We start from the raw sequence: 15,287 nt of genomic DNA, 5'->3' as shown, positions 1-15,287 counted from the left end.
GGCTTTTCATCATTTGAACTCTCCTTCCGAGATTGCTTTATTTATCGAAAATTGAAAATGACTACGAGTATGGCGATTACCGGAACGACTATCGCCGTGGCGGCTATGATCTTACCGAGCGGATTAGCCATATTGATCGTCCATAAGAATCCGTATCTATCCGGAACGAACAACGCCGGGTCTTCGGGGTTCGTGTAAATGCTGCCGAGCCACTTCCAGTGCATTTCCTCCAGCGACGGAACGTCCCTTAGCTGATCCAAACCTTTGATTCGCAGGTAAAGCATGACGCCGATCAGCGTCAAGAAGAACACCGCTATGAACGAGATGTTGTAGCGCAAGAACAGATTGAGATTCCAGCCGTACAGCATTACGGCCTGCAACAACCCCAAGTTTGCAATCCCCAGCAGCGAAATGCCCCAAGCCGTAACCGAATGGATTTTCTTGAGCTTCAGCTGTTTCTGTAACGAACCTTCCCGGTCCTGGGGATCCAGCGATGTCCTGGAACGGCTGATCATCAGATTATAGCCGGCGAATAACGCGATCATCAGCGCTTGCACGATGTTCATCATGAACACGGTCCGTACGGATTTGTGAATGTAATGATCCGGAAAGCCGTCCGGCCCCATATGCGTCGCGATCTGCTGCGGAATCGCGTTCCATCTCGCAACGGCAAAGAAGATGCATATCGCCATCACGGTGATGTGCGCCGAATACCACCAAGAGCCCAGCACCGAACCATGTGTCCGGCCGGCCGCGAGGCTTGCTGCGCGCTTCGTCTGCACGGCAACCTGCCAGCCTCTGGCCGCCTTCAAGCGCTGCACGGACATCCGGCTGATCCGGATGGCGAAGACCGACACAATCATTAAAAGCAAGATGCCTGCCGCCCAATACAGGATACTCCGACTCGTCGTTTGACTGCGCGTCATTAAAAAGCAAGCTACTCCGATGACGATCGCAAAACCGCCGGTGAGCCAAACGTAATTCCGGCGAATGCCTCGGACGGCCGTATCCTGCAGGGCCTCCGCCGGCAGCGTGATGCCGAACAGCAGGGTCCGCAAGCCGATATAGGCCTGTATACTGATCATCAACGCGATAAACAAATAAAAGCTGGATATTAAGATTGTCTCCAGTACAGTCAACGTTGTTCCCCTCCGCGATTCGTAATTGTATCCCGGTACACCGACCTGCTCTCCTGCGCGAATGCCTCTTCCGACATGCCTCGTACCGCAGCTGCCGCCGCAAGAGACCGCAGCTGCTGCCGGAGCTTCTCTTCGAAGGCCTCCGTCACGCCGGGCATCCCGTCGGGCTGAACGATAACGCCCTTTTTCCGGTGTACTTGAAGAAAGCCCTCTTGCTTGAGCAAATTGTAGGACTTGTTGACGGTATGGAGATTGATCCCCAAGTCCTCCGCCAAGCGTCGGACCGACGGAAGCGGGTCCCCCGGCTGCAAGGCACCGGAGGCGATCCCTTCGACGATTTGGTTAACCAGTTGTGCGTAAATCGGGGTTTCCGATTGCAGATCGAGCTCTATGAACATGAATATCTCTCCTTATGGCTGCTGCGCGTCTTCAGGAAGCGAGGGGGCTGATTATGCCATGCAGAAGCAAGTCGGCCGCCATATGCGCGACGATCGCGTATTCTAAGCCTTGCCGCCGGAATAGGTAGCCGCACCAAATGCCGTACAACGCGTTCGGCACGATCGTGGCCGCGACGACGGCAGGCGTCAGTCCCCCGAATATCGCGCTCGCCTGAGGCAGATGCGCCATTCCGAACAGAACGGCCGCAAGCACGTTTGCCGTCATGTATACGAGCGAGGGAATCGGAGCACTTTTGAGGCGGATCAGCTTTGCGAGCAGCCACGTGAACAGCGACATCGCGAACAATCGAAGCACTTTTTCCTAGAAGATCCCTCCGGAGAAAATCGCCAGCATCCCTTTCCACCAAGTTTGATGGGGAGTATCCACGTGCGGCAGATGGGATTGAACCAAGGCGATCAGAGGGATAATCAACAGCGTGATGACGAACGCACCCGCAATACCGATCAGAAACCATTTCCGCGATGCTGCGGGACGGCCGACGCCGTAGATCCAATAACGGAGTAACGGCGCATCCAATCCGACGCGGCTCGCAAGCGCCAACCCGCCCCATGCGGCGAAGAAGCCAAGGATGCCGTTCTGGAAAACCTGAGCCGACGTTAGCACGATCACATACTGCTGATGCGACATCGCCGGATTCTCGGCCTTCGGAAGCACTTCGAGCGAATAGGGCATCAGCAGCGCGCCGGCAATGGCGCAGGCAATCATTAACCATGCGCGATTTTGACATGTCGAAACCGTTCCATATCAAACCAACCTCCTCGTTTGTTTGTTATATTACATATATAACACATATGATAATACCACGCAATATCCAGTTGAAAATTCTTCCATCTTGCTTAGTATGGTTATTAATGTTCTTAAAGGTTTGAACTAAAGTGTCATATGAGTTTGCGTAGGCTATAGCATTAAACAAACCTGCCCTTAGCTTAATGAAAACGGCAGCTGATTTTCTGATCAGCTGCCGTGGTATCCTTATTAAACTATCCTGCCCACTAGCTTAAAACCGGATCAAACCATTTTGAAACATTCAGGAGGTTCTCGTTTGGAAGCTAGACAGGATCAGCCGCAAAATGTCCGACTTGCTCCAAATCGTCGAACACCTGAACCGCAATAACGTCAAGTTCCGCAGCTACCTGAGAAGGACTTCGACACTGAGACGGCCTCGGGTAAGCTGAACATCCAAATGCTCGGGGTAATCGCTGAATTCCAGCGAAACGCCAGAGTAGAGAACGTCAAGTTGGGCATGAAGCAGAGCTCGTAAGGAAAATCTTCAGGATGTACGGGAGCGGACAAGGCTTGCGAAGCATCGCTGGGGAAAAAGTCGTCCGAAGATACTACTTTTGTAGTAACTTCCGAAACAAGGGAAGCCGCGTCTGTAACTCCAACTCGGTCAGAGCGGACTTCGCCGAAAGATACGTCATCGAACGAATCGCGGCGGTAGTACAGACGCCAAAACTGTTAGACGACATTGTCGTGAGCCTCAACAAATCTCGAAGCAAAAGCGTTGCTCCGCTTCAAAAAGAGCTCGCCGCAATCGAACGCGAGTTGAAAACTCTGGATATGCAGAAGCAAAGGTACTTTGCCCTTTACGAAAGCGACACGATCGGTCGTCGCAACCCCCTTCACCATCGTGATCTAGGGGCGTCTTCTCTTCTCCTCAAGCGAAAGTACCGACAGAAACGTATACGCTGCCGGCATCGACACTTCTGACACTTTTCTTTCCCGGCCTTGGGGAGCCTCCCCCGGTTCACGGTGCCCGTTTACTTCCGTGGGTTGTGACGAGGATGTTTCACTCAAAAAACGATAGCCCTATGTACCTTTCCAGCGCTTCCTTAGCTTAAAACCTACACACATGTATACAATTCCATGTCCCGCAAGGAATTCCGCGAAACAACTTGCCCTTATTTAGGGTACGATTCACCGTATCACAAGGTAAACTATCCTGCTCCCTAGTTCAATGCCAATCGCCATTCTAGTATTTTCTTTTCCTGCAGCACAGCCAGCAGGTGATTACACCGCTTGCTCCCAACCGGCAACCAGAATCTCAAGCTTCCGCCGTTTTCCGGCCATCTTTCCCCTCCGGCCACAGCAAGCGCCTAAGAAGCATTCCCGCCGCGCCAATCAGCGCGATCACGAGGCCGAATCCGGCGAAGATCCGCCTCGGCCCCGCCAGATCGACCAATGCGCCGCCCAGCAGCGGAGCGGCAATCATCACGGTGCTCAGCACCATGTTCTGAATGCCGAATACCCTGCCTGTCATATGGGGCGGCGTTTCTTTTTGCAGGCAGTAATTGAAGGCGATCATGAACATCCCGTTTCCGGCGCCCATCAGCAGACCCAGCAGCAGCACTGGAAGGGGGGAAACGCCGGGCGGCAGCAGGCCCAGCCCACCGATGGCTGCGCCGATCAGCGCATAGCCTCCGCCCAGTCTTATGCCGTAGCCTGTACCGCGCTCCACCTTATTTATGGCGGCGATCGTCAGTACCGCTCCCGCCCCCGCCGCCGACACCAGCCAGCCGAGCAAATATTCCTTATCCGGGGCAAGATTGCGGAACAGACTGGCGAACTGAAAATCAACCATCTGGATCGACAGGGCGCCCAGCAGGCCGAACAGCATCGTATTGCGCAGCAGCCTACTGCGGAAAATAAAGCTCCAGCCTTCCTTCCACATTGTCCGTGCCGAGAACGGCTTCCCGCTGGCAGCCTGATCCCCGGCGTTCATGGCAGCTTGTTCCCCTGCTTTTTCCTTTACATCCGTGTTTGCACCTATGCTCCCATTGACATCAGCATTCTTTATGGACAGCAGCAGCACATATGAAAACAGCCGCATGCAGGCATTCAGCGCTATGCACCAGGCGGGCGAAAGGGCTGCCAGAGCCAGTCCGCCCAGCAGGGGACCGGCGATTTTGGAGCCCTGCGTGACGAAGCCGTTAAGGGAAGCGGCTTGCAGCAGCTGGTCCTCCCGGACAATGCTCCGGGTGAGCGACTGCTGGGCCGGTACATTCAGCGCGGAGACGGCCGACCGCAGCGCAAGCAGCGGCAGCAGCCACAGCACGCCGGGAGCGAGCAGCACCGCTGCGGTCAGCACGGCGGTAAGCAGGTCGCACAGGCGCATCAGCTTCAGCTTGTTCAGACGGTCGGCGGCCAATCCCGCAACGGAGCCCAGCACAATGCCCGGCAGCGCCAGACTGACGGGAATCAGCGCCAGCATCAGCGGTCCGGCCTGCCAGCGGTAGCCGACCAGCACCTGGATTGCCAGGCTGTCGAACCAGTTTCCAAATTCTGCCGAAGCATAAGCGGTATATACACGCATGTAGATTTTGTTACTCAGCAGGCCGCGGCGTAAGCGCGCCTTCTGTTCAGTCAAAGGGGCTTCCATTCTCACTCTTGTATTCCTCCATCCGGCTCTATCGTCCTTTCATTACGCCGAGTATATCGCCGGATTGTCAGAGAAATATCAGAGAGTGGGCCGATCCACCTGCGTGATTGCACAGCATTGCAGCCCGCACTTTCAGCCTTGGCGCTCCCTCTTCAGACAGTCATTCAGCGCCGCTTCGATCCGGTCCATGAGTCCGGGCAGTCCGCAGCGCGCCTGCTCTTCCGCGAATAACGCCTCGTATTTGCGCCGCACCCCTTCCTCGCCTTTGAACGCAAACTGCCGACAAAAATGAGCAATATGGTAAAGTCCAAACAACCGTATAGGCACGAATCCGGATAGCTCCAGCACGCCAAGCCCCTCGTCCAGCAGCACTTCGCCCGTCCGTCTTTCATTCTTCCTCAGCATCCAGAGCCCTTTTATGATGTTATAGCATCCGATTTCCCGCAAAAAAGGCTTCGTCTTAAGCAGGCCTTCAATCGCTTCCGCCATTCGTTGCAATATGATCGTCTACCGTGCGTTCCACCGGATATTCGAGCGGCCATACGCTGTTCAGAAGCTGCTCCCTGCTGAACGCCCGCCCCCGGTTGCGGTACAGGAACCGCAGCAGGGCGAACTCTTTGGCGAACAATTCAACCGTGATTCCCCCGGCGGATACCGTATGTCCATTTTCACTAAATTCCAGAACCATGCCGATCCTCCCACTCCCTTGCGGGACTCTTCACGCTATTATAACAGGCCCTTTCCAGGGGACTCCAGCAAGAAGAAACGGCTGCGCTGTCCTAAGGACGCAAGTAACTTATATTTTGAACAAAAAGATGGCTCCTGACGAATTCAGGAGCCACCTTTTGACTGCATGACGTTATTCATTTCGGCTGCCCACATTGAAGCACAGTCCAAATCTGGCAGTGAGAAGGAGACATATTAGCGCAGCGTCTTCAGCGCGCCGCTCCAGCCGACCACTTGATCCAGCATGCCGTTTACGTTCGTGAGGTGAAGATCGGCCGGCTTGAATACCTGCCCGTTCTCGAAATCAGTGAAGAGGGATAACGCCGGATGAATACGAACATCCGCTACGGACAGTTCACCCAGAATGCCGCGCAGATGCTCAGCTGCACGGGCGCCGCCTACAGCGCCGTAGCTTACAATCCCCGCCGCTTTATTGTTCCATGCCTCGCGTGCATAATCGAGGGCGTTCTTGAGCGCGCCTGTAATGCTGTGATTGTACTCCTGAACAATAAAGACGAAGCCGTCCAACGAAGCCAGCTTTTCATTCCAGGCCGCCGCCTGCGCGGCAGCATCGGCTTCTCCAAGCAACGGAAGTTTGTAATCGGCGATATCCACAATTTCATAATTGGCGTCGCCGCGCTGGTCGGCGATATGCTTTATCCATTCGCCTACTTGCGGACTTAAGCGGCCTTGACGCGTACTTCCGAGAATAATTCCAATATTTAATTTAGACATGTGAGTTCCTCCTCAGGAAATGAATGTATTTTTAAACTCTCAATTAAAGATTCAACAACGCATCCAGCGAATATTCACCTGCACCCGCCAAAGCCATAAGGATGGCAACCGCGATCAAGACAGCGTTATATTCATATCCGTTGGCCGTTACCCATAGTCCATTCTTGGCATGCACTTTAACGATGGCGCCGAGCATGGTCAGCGTAATGAACAAGGCGGCAACCGGAGTAAATAGTCCGACAGCAAGCAGAGTGCCTCCGATCAGTTCCAGCAGCCCCGCCAGCACAGCCATGAACACACCCGGCTTAATGCCGATTGAATCCATCCAGCCCCCGGTCCCTTTCGGGCCATAACCGCCGAACCAGCCAAACAGCTTTTGAGCGCCATGCCCGATGAACAACAGCCCCACTACCAAACGAACCACCAATAATCCCAATGCTAACATCACAATCATCTCCTATTGTTTTGGATTTAATAATCTTTATTTAAAGATATTTGACAAAAATCGATGGACACGCTTATCTTTTAGGGTAAAGCGGATAACTCACTTTTGATGGAACCTTGATGATAATCAGGCGCAGCGCGTCTTGATCCGATGAATTCGTGATTTCCAGCTCCGTATCGGCTTCCACCGCTTTGATGATGAAATCTTTGTGCCGGAAGGGTACGGGCTCTTTCGATGCTCCCGGCTCTGCCAATGCTCCCTCCCCGCGAATGACTAAAGCCGTTAAAGTATAACCGGCAGGTACTTTTTGCACATACCTTGCACCACCGCTTATTTCAACATCCCACATTTCGCTGTCTGTGACCAATTGAACGGGAGCGCCGGGACCAATAACTGTCTTTACGGTAATTCCGTCTGTGCTCGTTTCTTGCGGAAAATCTTTATGCGCATACTGCCGGTAAGTCGGCTTTCTCCGAATCGCTTCCGTCAATTCCGGCTCGAACCAGATTTGAAAAAGCTCCGAACCCGCACTCAGTCTTTCTTGATGGCTTACGCCCGAGCCTGTCTGCATGACCTGCGCCCCGCCCGCGCCGACTGTGCTGTCAGTTCCCAAAGTATCCCCGTGAAAGGCATTGCCCTCTACCACATAAGTCAAAATTTCAAAGCCTTGATGGGGGTGCAGACCGATTCCGGCTTCGGTGCTTGAAGTGGCCCATGCCCAGTAAAATAAAGGGCCCACCCGTTTGATAACCGATCCTTCGCCCGAAAAACCAATCGGCTTTTGTTCCTTTATTTTCCCGCCGTCAAACTCGCCTCTTCCCTGCGTAGCGGGTGTATATACCATCGTTTGCATAATGAACAACCTCCCTAATTGGATTTTAAACTTTAGCAGCTACCGGTTTAACTCTCTTTCGCCTGTTTCCCCAACTTCTTAAGCAGTACAATCGCTTCCTGCTGCTCATCTTGGGAGACAGCTTTCATTAATGAGTGGATTTTAGCAGCATGTTCGGGAAAGATCCGATTAAATAATTCATTTCCAGCCTCAGTAATTTCAGCATAGATCACTCTCCGGTCTTCATTGGATGGCACACGTCTTAACAGATTTTTCTTCTCCAGCTTGTCGATATTGTAGGTTATGCTTCCGCTTGTAATTAATATCTTCTCTCCAATTTGCTGCATCGGAATTTTCCCCTTCGTGTACAAAACCTCGAGAATCATAAACTCAGAAGGCGACAATCCGTACTCCCTTACATCCTTTACCGCCTGATCCGTAATCGCTTTGTTCGCCTTGGAAAGAACAACAAGCAGCTTGAGAGAAGTCGCTTGAGCATCGTCTAATTGCATGGGCATTGACTCACCTCCCATATATATCTTTGACTTAAGTATCTTCATGTATAATATCTTTATTTAAAATGTCTTTGATTTAAGATAAATATACAGCGTAAATCCGTTATTGTCAACAACAAAAAAATCATAACGCGTGTCTGCATTTCAACTCGGCTATCTTAGCTTCGCAGCTTACTCCAAATCCTTGTTCATGCCCCCGAAAAAAAGCAGCCAGGCGGGAAGTCCCTCCTGACTGCTCTTGAGCGCCTGAACCTGCGGCCTTGCCACCTTACTTACTAACCGGCCATATTGTTGATGGAATCCTGCTCGGAGAAGACCGAAATGTGATCGACTTTACCGGTAGACTTCGGAATCACGAATTTCAACTGATACTGCGCGCCCGCATTGTAAATATAGATGCTGTCGTTCCCGCTGGTCTTCACGTCATTCGGCTTGCCAAGCGTGTCCTCAATCTGCTCCAGCGTCAGCTGCTGTAAATCGGCGGCGCTGGACCGGACATCAAAAATCAGGCTGCCCTTGTTGAATCCGATCACCGCATGCTTGGCGCTGTAGGTGGCGTAGATGCCTTTGCCCGCCCCCTCTTCCTTGTCCGGCTCGCCCCAGGCTTGCTTCACATCGTCGATGAGACCTGTATGCGCGGCGAACGGAATGTCCGGCGCTTTGCCCTGCTTGGCTAGCTCAAGCAGTTCTTTGAGCTGAGCCGCCGTATTCTGCCCCATGCCGCCGCCGGGGGCAGGCGATGCAGCGGCCGAAGGCGCGGCGGAACCGCCCGGACTGCCCGATGCGGCAGCATCACTGGCCGCCGGAGAAGCTGCGGAAGTCGCCGGGACTAACGATGCGGCAGCCGAAGGCGGCACAGACGGAGAAGCGGTCGCAGATGGAGACGGGGATGATTCTCCGCCACCTCCGGAACTGCATGCGGCAAGAGTCAACATTCCCGTGAGCATAACGCCTGCCGTCATCATTTTTATATACTTGTTCATATGTGTCATCTCCCTGCTGATTGGACAGTCTTGGATCTATTCCTCTCCTTAACAGACGGCACACATACGGAAAGGTTGCAGTAAGGGAACCCCACCAAACCTCGGGAGACCTAATTTGCATTTGATCCGCCCATCAGCACCGGCACTTATTTTAAATGCCTCGCGGCCATCTCCAAAATGATTTCTTTTAAAGCCGTTCGAAACTCCGCCGTATCCATGCCTAGATAATCCTTGCCGATTTCGGTATATGTCAGCAGCTCCTGCTTGCTCAGATACTCGGCCGGATTAAGATCCAGTTCTTTCAAATAACTCGTCAGCGCCGTAAAAATGATAAATTCCTCTCGGTTCATATCCGTATTACCTCCATCTCAAAATTAGAATTGCCAGCGGCATAAAGGAAAAATCACCATGAATGTAGAATGATGTAGAATTAATAAACACAGTTTATTCTTAAAATTCAGGAGGAATTTGAAATGGCGAATCTATTTAGCGGACTGCTAGGCAATTATTCCGAGGTTTCCATTCCCGAGCTGAACAGCCAGTACGGGATGTACCTCATGCCGGATGAAAAGATCCAGATGGGATTTCGTCTTGTGCGGGATACGTTTATCATTACGGACGAACGGCTGATTTTTATCGACCACCAAGGCGTGACCGGCAAAAAGACCCGAGTTGCTTCCATCTCCCTCGAATCGATTTACGAAGTTACGATGGAAACGGGCGGCACCGGCTTCGATGACAGCGAAATCACCATCCACTATATTCAGTCACCGTATTTCAAGACCAATAACCCGCAAATCGGGTTGTACAAATTCGAGTTCGGCAAAAAATTCAACGTCCAGCCGATCTACGTCGCGCTGCTCACGCTGGCGCATCAGAACCATAAGCGTCTGAACGCATAAATCCGGATTTTTCCTCGAAAAAGAAGTGCTGCTGAACGCCGTCCCTGATGGGGCGGCTTTTACACTGTGTCAGGCTCCGGTTCCCATAACCTTTCCACCTTCACCAGCTTCTGGCCCGCAAACTCCAACTTATAAATATCCGGCTTGGTCGTTGACAATAAGAAATCGAATCCGTACGCTTCATCGTAATAGTGCATGATGATTGACATGATGTTACCGTGAGTTCCAATTGCAATTTTGCTTCCCGCATGTTCCCGCAGCAGCCGCTCAATAACCGGTATGGCGCGTTCTTCGGCTTCCTTGTTGCTTTCTCCCTCTTCAAGCTTATAATCTTCGTCTTCAAAAGAACGGCGGATCGCAGCAAGCAATTCTTCATCCCCAAATTCCCTGCCTATAGTTCTTTCCCGCAGCCCTTCATATAAAATAATCTCCTTGCCAGCAAGTTCCGCCAAAGGCTGCATGGTTAGAACCGCCCGCGCGTAGGGGCTGGATACAAAATGCGCAATGTCCTCGTTCTTCAAAATCTCCTTCACTCTGCGCGCATCGGATGCTCCTTGCAGCGAAAGGCCGCGGTGTCGCTCCTGTCCGTGAACATACGGTGAAACGGCATGTCTGATCATGTACAGACTCGTATTCATCCTCTTGAACTCCCCTTTGTTATTCATCGCTTTTTCCAAAGTATTCCGTTTACTACATTCGTCGGTGCGGCCTGATTTCCTGCGAATAGCCTGCTTGCCCATTCCTTCGCTTTCGGACTATCTCCTTCACTATTCAGACACTCACCCTTCCCCCATGAACCGGAAAATCTCCCGCTAATTCTCCCATAACAGCACCTGCCATCCGATAAAGCGGAATTTCTCCAGCTAATTTTGCCGTTTTGGCCCAAAGAAGTGAAATTAGAGTAAATAAGACGGAGAAATTCCCGTTAATCTCTCAAAACAGCTGTAAAACAAGAAATAAGGCGGAGCAATTCCCGTTCGTCGGATAACTATATCTTTGGTCCCCACCGTAAGGGCATCTCCCTCTACCCGCTCCTGTCAAAACGGAGGTGAAATGTAAATTGAAAACGATGTGAAATGTAAAGCGAAAATTAAATGTGAAAAAATGGATTTACACCTTGAAAAAAAGATGATACCATTCAAGTAGACTAATAGTTTACTTTTAGAACTGGAGGTTTAACACTGTTGGACCGTACAAAGCGCAAAGAGGCTATTGCAAGCCTGCATCAAGAGAATATTCTCCGTGCGGCGGAGGAACTATTCGCGGAAAAAGGCTTTGCGGCGACGACGATGGATGATATCGCCAAGAGCGCCGAATACAGCAAACGCACAGTATACATTCAGTTTCCAAGCAAGGAGGAGATTCATGGCCGGATCGTACTGAAGGGATTTATGCAGCTTAAGGAGCATATCCTGCATAGTCTAGATGGCCAGGGGGATTTTTTTTCCAAATATCACGCTCTATGCGACAGTCTGATTACGTTCTATGAGTCCTCTCCCTACCTTTTCGCCGGCATTGTCGATTTCCAGACCCAACCGATGGACAGCCGGGATTTGCCAGAGGTGAAGAGAGATATTTTCAATGTCGGGGAAGAGATTAACGCTATTCTAGAGGTTATAATCCGTCAGGGAATCGCGGAAGGAGCCGTTAACCCGGACTCGCGGATCAAGGAAACCATTCTGATCTATTGGAGCAGCCTGTCCTCGCTCATAATGGTGGCGCACCGCAAAAGCAGCTATATCTCCGAAACGATGGGCGCAACAACGATTGGGCTGCTGGAATACGGCTGCAATCTGCTGCTGCGCATGATCGCAAAGGAGGTTCAAGATGCCGACGAAACGGCTGCTGGCCATTAAAGGCGGCCCCAGGCCGGACGGATTAACGTCGAAGATGCTGCAAATTGCCGTACAGGCGGCTGCGAAAGCGGGCTGGGACACAGACATCTGCGATTTATATAAGATGGACATATCCGCCTGCAAAGGCTGTCCGGATTGCCGGGCAAACGGAGTATGCCCTCCCAGCGGCGAGCTTGCCGATTTATGGGTAAAGCTGGCTTTCAGCGACCTCGTTATTCTGTCCGCGCCTACGTATTACGCCAATGTGCCGGGCCAAGTCAAGCTCCTATTCGACAGGCTGGCAAGCAAGGCGATGGACCGCAGCGGCGCTGGGCTTGCTCCGAAACCGACGCTGTCCAACAGCCAGCAGTACCTGCTGATGACCGCGTGCAATACGCCGTTTCCGCTGAACCAGCTGCTGGGCCAAAGCTCGTCCTGTCTCGCCGCCATGAGCGAGTTCTTCCGTATTTCGGGCATGACCTGCAGGGGCAAGATCGTCTGTCCGGGCGCCAAGAAGCTGACGGAAGTTCCAGCCAGGCTGGCTTCGCGAATCGAAAGCTTTTTCTAATACCATACAGTCATTTCATTCAGGGAGGTTAAGTTGTGAAGAAGAAACTACTGATAGTAGCTGCTCTTATTTTGCTCGTGGGGGCCGGCTGGGGGCTTACTTATCTGTATCAGGTCAACAGCTATCAAGACAAGATTAAGAATCTCACCATATCCAATATCCCCTTCTCTACTCTCGCCGATGGCACCTACGTGGGAGAATACGATGTGCGCTTTATCGACGCCAAAGTTCAGGTTAGCGTGCAGAACGGTAAAGTGACCAAGATCGACCTGCTGAAGCATAAGAACGGGCATGGCGTTCCCGCCGAAGTCATTCTTAAAGAAATCGTTGATAAACAAACGCTTGATGTGGATGCCGTCAGCGGTGCGAGTAATTCCAGCAAGGTCTTGAAAAAGGCGGTGGAGATAGCGCTGGTTCAAGGCGAGAAATAATCCTTTCAACATACCTTCCGCCAAGCAGACCTGCCGGGCTCCGAACAACACGAAGCTGCCTTCAGCCTAATAACGGCGAGGCAGCTTCTTGTATTAACAGCAGCTCATTTTATCCCTTCTTCTCCAGCTCCCCAATCCGCCGGCGGAGCCGCTTAATCTCCTCCAGCAGCGCCATGTTCTCGTCGTCGCTCTCCGGTGTTTCCGCCTGAATGAGCTGCGTCAGCCGCAGCTTCAGCACGCCAAGCTCATCTTCTGCGGCCCGTTCCCGTTCCGTCATTGTGTGTTCCCGGTCTTTGGACAGATACTCCTCATAGGTGCCGGGGAACTGCCTCGGGAAGCGTCCGCGCTCAAGCACGATCAGCCGGTTCGCGATACTCGACAGCAAATACCGGTCATGCGTGACGAGCAGCAGCGCGCCGGGATAAGATTTTAGAGCTTCCTCTATAACTTCTCTAGTATCGATATCGAGGTAATTGGTCGGTTCGTCCAGCACCAGCAGATTCGCCCTGCCGAAGTAGAGCCGCAGGAAGGCGACGCGGCATTTCTCGCCGAGGCTTAAGCTGCCGATAAGCTTGAAGGCATCGTCCCGCGTAAATAAAAAGCAGCCCAAAATCGTCCTTGCTTCCGTCACCGTCATTTCCGGAAGCTGAAGCAGACTGTCCAAAATGGTAGAGGAGAGATCGAGCTGCTCCAGCTCCTGGGCAAAATATCCGACCGTTGTCTGCGGATGCAGAGCGACCGTCCCGCCAGTTGGCGCATAAATTCCCGCCAGCAGCTTCAGCAGCGTCGACTTGCCGGACCCGTTCGGCCCGATCACGCCGATCCGGTCGCACCGGCGGACCGAAAGGCTGAAGTTCTCAAGCAGTGGACTCCCGCCCGGGTACGCAAACTCCGCGTGCTCCGTCCTAAGCAAGGTCCCGGCTGAGAATTCCCCTCCCGTAAGCCGCATGTTCAGCTTGGCGCTCTCCCGGGGCTCCGCCGTGCGGTCCCGGTTCAGCCGATCCAGCGCTGATTCCTTTGCATGCAGCCGAGAGACGTTCTTCTTCGATTTCGACCGCAGGAAATCGTTCTGCCCGGCGGCGCGGTGCGCCTGCTGGAACCATTCCGCGTAACGCCGGATGGCTTCCTCCAGCTTCTTCTTTTCCAGCTCCTGTCTTCTGTACCGCGCCTCCAGCTCCCTGGCTTCCACAGCCTTCTGCTCGCGGTACTGCGTGTACCCTCCGGGATATCGTCTGCAGCCGTCCGGCCTAAGCTCCAGCACGGAAGTCGCCGTGCGATCGATAAATCGACGGTCGTGCGAGACGTACAGCACAGTGCCGGAATAGCCGGACACCCACTCCTCCAGCCATTCCATCGTGTCGGCGTCAAGATGGTTGGTCGGCTCATCCAGCAGCAGCAATCGCGGCTGCCGGGCAAGCAGCCGGGCGAGCTGCGCCCGCGTCTTCTGCCCGCCGCTCAAAGACCGGTAAGGCAGATCCCATACCTCCTGCGGAAGATTCAGCTGCCGCAGCGCTTTTTCCGCCTTCGCCTCCCAGCCGTAGCCGTCCAGCCGAAGATAGTGCTCATAGGCTTCGCCGTATTCGTCCAGTACGGTCTTATCCGCTCTGCCGCCGCTTTGGAGTCTGCTGCCCAGACGTTCCAGCCGGACCTTAAGCTGCGCCGCCTCGGCGTTCCCGTCCAGCACCAGCCGGCGGGCGGTCATTCCTTCCCCTGGGTCAAGCTGCTGATCCAGCAGCCCCCATTCTTTGACGGGCAGGCCGCGGAATACCGCCCCCGACTCAAAAGTCACAGCTCCCAGCAGCCCCTTCAGCAGCGTCGTCTTGCCCGCTCCATTGCGTCCGAAGAGCGCCATCCGCTCTCCCTCGGCCAGTTCAAACGATATATTCCGGAACAAGGTGTTCCCGTTCCATTCCTTGGATATCTCTTTCACATGCAATACCGGCATTGTCCATCCCTCCGAATTCATACCAAAATAAAAACCGCAGCTGCCGCTGCGGTCAAAAATATCGTATGAAAGGAAGACGGATGGCACGGTTCGCTATAGCCGATGGCAGGCCTCCCGCAAAGCGGCGACCAGCCATGAACAAGTTCATTGCCGGGCGGAATGCAGCCATTAACAGAGTTAATCACGGCAGATCCCATTTAAGCCCGGGTCAGGGTTTACCCGTATAATCCATACATCCGGGCTATCCCTGGCAAGCTGTTCTTTGGCCTTTTTGAACGAAACGTTTACCGATCCTTGGATCTTCCCGAAGACATACGTATCCCTGACCGTCCGCCCAATGATGGGCGCACTGCGGCTTGTGCATATCGCTAATCACAAGTTGGCTGGTCTTAT

General features: G+C 53.0%; 20 protein-coding genes and 2 pseudogenes. 7 read left to right on the top strand and 15 right to left on the bottom strand.

The annotated features are described in order from the left end of the window. Positions 1 to 41: 41 nt before the first annotated feature. Genes PDUR_RS06560 through PDUR_RS27160 form a run of 4 tightly spaced genes read right to left on the bottom strand, consistent with a single transcriptional unit; the run spans position 42 to position 2,270 of the window. Positions 42 to 1,139, bottom strand: coding sequence for a DUF5808 domain-containing protein (locus tag PDUR_RS06560; protein WP_042205574.1), 1,098 nt, complete (start codon positions 1,137 to 1,139; stop codon positions 42 to 44). Then, positions 1,136 to 1,537 carry a GntR family transcriptional regulator gene (locus tag PDUR_RS06555; protein ID WP_042205573.1) on the bottom strand — a complete coding sequence of 134 codons (402 nt, stop codon included), beginning with the start codon at positions 1,535 to 1,537 and terminating at the stop codon, positions 1,136 to 1,138. The genes PDUR_RS06560 and PDUR_RS06555 overlap by 4 nt, the downstream gene beginning before the upstream one ends. Positions 1,538 to 1,568: 31 nt before the next feature. Next, positions 1,569 to 1,892, bottom strand: coding sequence for a CPBP family glutamic-type intramembrane protease (locus PDUR_RS27165; protein WP_156130339.1), 324 nt, complete (start codon positions 1,890 to 1,892; stop codon positions 1,569 to 1,571). A gap of 6 nt (positions 1,893 to 1,898) precedes the next feature. Next, entirely contained in the window at positions 1,899 to 2,270 is a 372-nt protein-coding gene (locus PDUR_RS27160; RefSeq protein ID WP_156130337.1) for a hypothetical protein, read from the bottom strand. Positions 2,271 to 2,623: 353 nt separating this feature from the next. On the opposite strand from PDUR_RS27160, the gene PDUR_RS30310 reads away from it, so the two are divergent. The 3 genes and pseudogenes from PDUR_RS30310 (at position 2,624) to PDUR_RS30300 (ending at position 3,308) form a co-directional block, all read left to right on the top strand. Beyond that, positions 2,624 to 2,773: a recombinase family protein gene (locus PDUR_RS30310; RefSeq protein WP_156130669.1), complete on the top strand. Its 150-nt coding sequence runs from the start codon at positions 2,624 to 2,626 to the stop codon at positions 2,771 to 2,773. Then, positions 2,752 to 2,859, top strand: a pseudogene (locus PDUR_RS30305) (hypothetical protein); the annotation flags it as partial. The gene PDUR_RS30310 and the pseudogene PDUR_RS30305, both read left to right, overlap by 22 nt. A 14-nt stretch (positions 2,860 to 2,873) precedes the next feature. Further along, positions 2,874 to 3,308, top strand: a complete 435-nt coding sequence (locus PDUR_RS30300; RefSeq protein WP_042205572.1) for a recombinase zinc beta ribbon domain-containing protein — start codon at positions 2,874 to 2,876, stop codon at positions 3,306 to 3,308. A gap of 334 nt (positions 3,309 to 3,642) precedes the next feature. On the opposite strand, the gene PDUR_RS06540 is transcribed toward PDUR_RS30300, so the two are convergent. The 9 genes and pseudogenes from PDUR_RS06540 to PDUR_RS06500 all read right to left on the bottom strand — a co-directional run bounded on the left by PDUR_RS06540 (position 3,643) and on the right by PDUR_RS06500 (position 9,563). Continuing rightward, positions 3,643 to 4,977 (bottom strand): MFS transporter, encoded by a 1,335-nt coding sequence (locus tag PDUR_RS06540; RefSeq protein ID WP_052410441.1) that lies wholly within the window; start codon positions 4,975 to 4,977, stop codon positions 3,643 to 3,645. A gap of 132 nt (positions 4,978 to 5,109) precedes the next feature. Next, positions 5,110 to 5,475 carry a hypothetical protein gene (locus PDUR_RS06535; RefSeq protein WP_156130335.1) on the bottom strand — a complete coding sequence of 122 codons (366 nt, stop codon included), beginning with the start codon at positions 5,473 to 5,475 and terminating at the stop codon, positions 5,110 to 5,112. Then, positions 5,474 to 5,665: pseudogene (locus PDUR_RS06530) on the bottom strand (winged helix-turn-helix domain-containing protein); the annotation flags it as partial. The pseudogene PDUR_RS06530 and the gene PDUR_RS06535, both read right to left, overlap by 2 nt. Positions 5,666 to 5,898: 233 nt before the next feature. Further along, positions 5,899 to 6,438: an NADPH-dependent FMN reductase gene (locus PDUR_RS06525; RefSeq protein WP_042205569.1), complete on the bottom strand. Its 540-nt coding sequence runs from the start codon at positions 6,436 to 6,438 to the stop codon at positions 5,899 to 5,901. Positions 6,439 to 6,481: 43 nt separating this feature from the next. After that, the gene (locus tag PDUR_RS06520) at positions 6,482 to 6,883 is read right to left on the bottom strand and encodes a DoxX family protein (protein WP_042205568.1); all 402 of its coding nucleotides are present in this window, start codon (positions 6,881 to 6,883) and stop codon (positions 6,482 to 6,484) included. 73 nt (positions 6,884 to 6,956) lie between these two features. Next, positions 6,957 to 7,736 (bottom strand): pirin family protein, encoded by a 780-nt coding sequence (locus PDUR_RS06515; RefSeq protein WP_042205566.1) that lies wholly within the window; start codon positions 7,734 to 7,736, stop codon positions 6,957 to 6,959. Positions 7,737 to 7,783: 47 nt separating this feature from the next. Then, positions 7,784 to 8,233, bottom strand: a complete 450-nt coding sequence (locus PDUR_RS06510) for a MarR family winged helix-turn-helix transcriptional regulator (protein ID WP_042205565.1) — start codon at positions 8,231 to 8,233, stop codon at positions 7,784 to 7,786. A 272-nt stretch (positions 8,234 to 8,505) separates the two neighbouring features. After that, entirely contained in the window at positions 8,506 to 9,213 is a 708-nt protein-coding gene (locus tag PDUR_RS27830; RefSeq protein WP_042205564.1) for a YjgB family protein, read from the bottom strand. Positions 9,214 to 9,359: 146 nt separating this feature from the next. After that, positions 9,360 to 9,563, bottom strand: a complete 204-nt coding sequence (locus tag PDUR_RS06500) for a hypothetical protein (protein WP_042205563.1) — start codon at positions 9,561 to 9,563, stop codon at positions 9,360 to 9,362. Positions 9,564 to 9,686: 123 nt separating this feature from the next. Between PDUR_RS06500 and PDUR_RS06495 the strand changes: the two genes are divergently transcribed. Beyond that, positions 9,687 to 10,115 carry a PH domain-containing protein gene (locus PDUR_RS06495; protein ID WP_042205562.1) on the top strand — a complete coding sequence of 143 codons (429 nt, stop codon included), beginning with the start codon at positions 9,687 to 9,689 and terminating at the stop codon, positions 10,113 to 10,115. A gap of 59 nt (positions 10,116 to 10,174) precedes the next feature. Here the strand turns inward: PDUR_RS06495 and PDUR_RS06490 are convergent, their stop codons facing one another. Further along, positions 10,175 to 10,753 carry a histidine phosphatase family protein gene (locus PDUR_RS06490; protein ID WP_042209138.1) on the bottom strand — a complete coding sequence of 193 codons (579 nt, stop codon included), beginning with the start codon at positions 10,751 to 10,753 and terminating at the stop codon, positions 10,175 to 10,177. Between the two features lie 546 nt (positions 10,754 to 11,299). On the opposite strand from PDUR_RS06490, the gene PDUR_RS06485 reads away from it, so the two are divergent. From PDUR_RS06485 to PDUR_RS06475, 3 genes are read left to right on the top strand one after another with little or no spacing between them, the layout of a single operon-like run. Then, a complete protein-coding gene (locus PDUR_RS06485; RefSeq protein WP_042205561.1) occupies positions 11,300 to 11,971 on the top strand; it encodes a TetR/AcrR family transcriptional regulator in 672 nt (223 codons plus the stop codon). Beyond that, positions 11,943 to 12,518: a flavodoxin family protein gene (locus tag PDUR_RS06480; protein WP_042205560.1), complete on the top strand. Its 576-nt coding sequence runs from the start codon at positions 11,943 to 11,945 to the stop codon at positions 12,516 to 12,518. The genes PDUR_RS06485 and PDUR_RS06480 overlap by 29 nt, the downstream gene beginning before the upstream one ends. A 35-nt stretch (positions 12,519 to 12,553) precedes the next feature. Then, positions 12,554 to 12,949 (top strand): FMN-binding protein, encoded by a 396-nt coding sequence (locus tag PDUR_RS06475; RefSeq protein ID WP_042205559.1) that lies wholly within the window; start codon positions 12,554 to 12,556, stop codon positions 12,947 to 12,949. Between the two features lie 109 nt (positions 12,950 to 13,058). On the opposite strand, the gene abc-f is transcribed toward PDUR_RS06475, so the two are convergent. Further along, on the bottom strand, positions 13,059 to 14,894 hold the full coding sequence (gene abc-f, locus PDUR_RS06470; RefSeq protein WP_042205557.1) for a ribosomal protection-like ABC-F family protein: 1,836 nt from the start codon (positions 14,892 to 14,894) through the stop codon (positions 13,059 to 13,061). Between the last annotated feature and the right edge of the window lie 393 nt (positions 14,895 to 15,287).

The organism is Paenibacillus durus (genome assembly GCF_000756615.1).
Taxonomy (GTDB): domain Bacteria; phylum Bacillota; class Bacilli; order Paenibacillales; family Paenibacillaceae; genus Paenibacillus_AQ; species Paenibacillus_AQ durus.
Note: the sequence above shows the minus strand (reverse complement) of the source record. Positions and strands in the feature narration are given on the sequence as shown.

Bases quoted from the DNA above. Each gene is read 5' to 3' on its own strand.
- PDUR_RS06555 (WP_042205573.1), bottom strand. From the start codon at position 1,537: ATGTTCATAGAGCTCGATCTGCAATCGGAAACCCCGATTTACGCACAA.
- PDUR_RS27160 (WP_156130337.1), bottom strand. From the start codon at position 2,270: ATGCCCTATTCGCTCGAAGTGCTTCCGAAGGCCGAGAATCCGGCGATG.
- PDUR_RS30300 (WP_042205572.1), top strand. From the start codon at position 2,874: ATGTACGGGAGCGGACAAGGCTTGCGAAGCATCGCTGGGGAAAAAGTC.
- PDUR_RS06540 (WP_052410441.1), bottom strand. From the start codon at position 4,977: ATGGAAGCCCCTTTGACTGAACAGAAGGCGCGCTTACGCCGCGGCCTG.
- PDUR_RS06525 (WP_042205569.1), bottom strand. From the start codon at position 6,438: ATGTCTAAATTAAATATTGGAATTATTCTCGGAAGTACGCGTCAAGGC.
- PDUR_RS06520 (WP_042205568.1), bottom strand. From the start codon at position 6,883: ATGTTAGCATTGGGATTATTGGTGGTTCGTTTGGTAGTGGGGCTGTTG.
- PDUR_RS06515 (WP_042205566.1), bottom strand. From the start codon at position 7,736: ATGCAAACGATGGTATATACACCCGCTACGCAGGGAAGAGGCGAGTTT.
- PDUR_RS06510 (WP_042205565.1), bottom strand. From the start codon at position 8,233: ATGCCCATGCAATTAGACGATGCTCAAGCGACTTCTCTCAAGCTGCTT.
- PDUR_RS27830 (WP_042205564.1), bottom strand. From the start codon at position 9,213: ATGAACAAGTATATAAAAATGATGACGGCAGGCGTTATGCTCACGGGA.
- PDUR_RS06500 (WP_042205563.1), bottom strand. From the start codon at position 9,563: ATGAACCGAGAGGAATTTATCATTTTTACGGCGCTGACGAGTTATTTG.
- PDUR_RS06495 (WP_042205562.1), top strand. From the start codon at position 9,687: ATGGCGAATCTATTTAGCGGACTGCTAGGCAATTATTCCGAGGTTTCC.
- PDUR_RS06490 (WP_042209138.1), bottom strand. From the start codon at position 10,753: ATGAATACGAGTCTGTACATGATCAGACATGCCGTTTCACCGTATGTT.
- PDUR_RS06480 (WP_042205560.1), top strand. From the start codon at position 11,943: ATGCCGACGAAACGGCTGCTGGCCATTAAAGGCGGCCCCAGGCCGGAC.
- abc-f (WP_042205557.1), bottom strand. From the start codon at position 14,894: ATGCCGGTATTGCATGTGAAAGAGATATCCAAGGAATGGAACGGGAAC.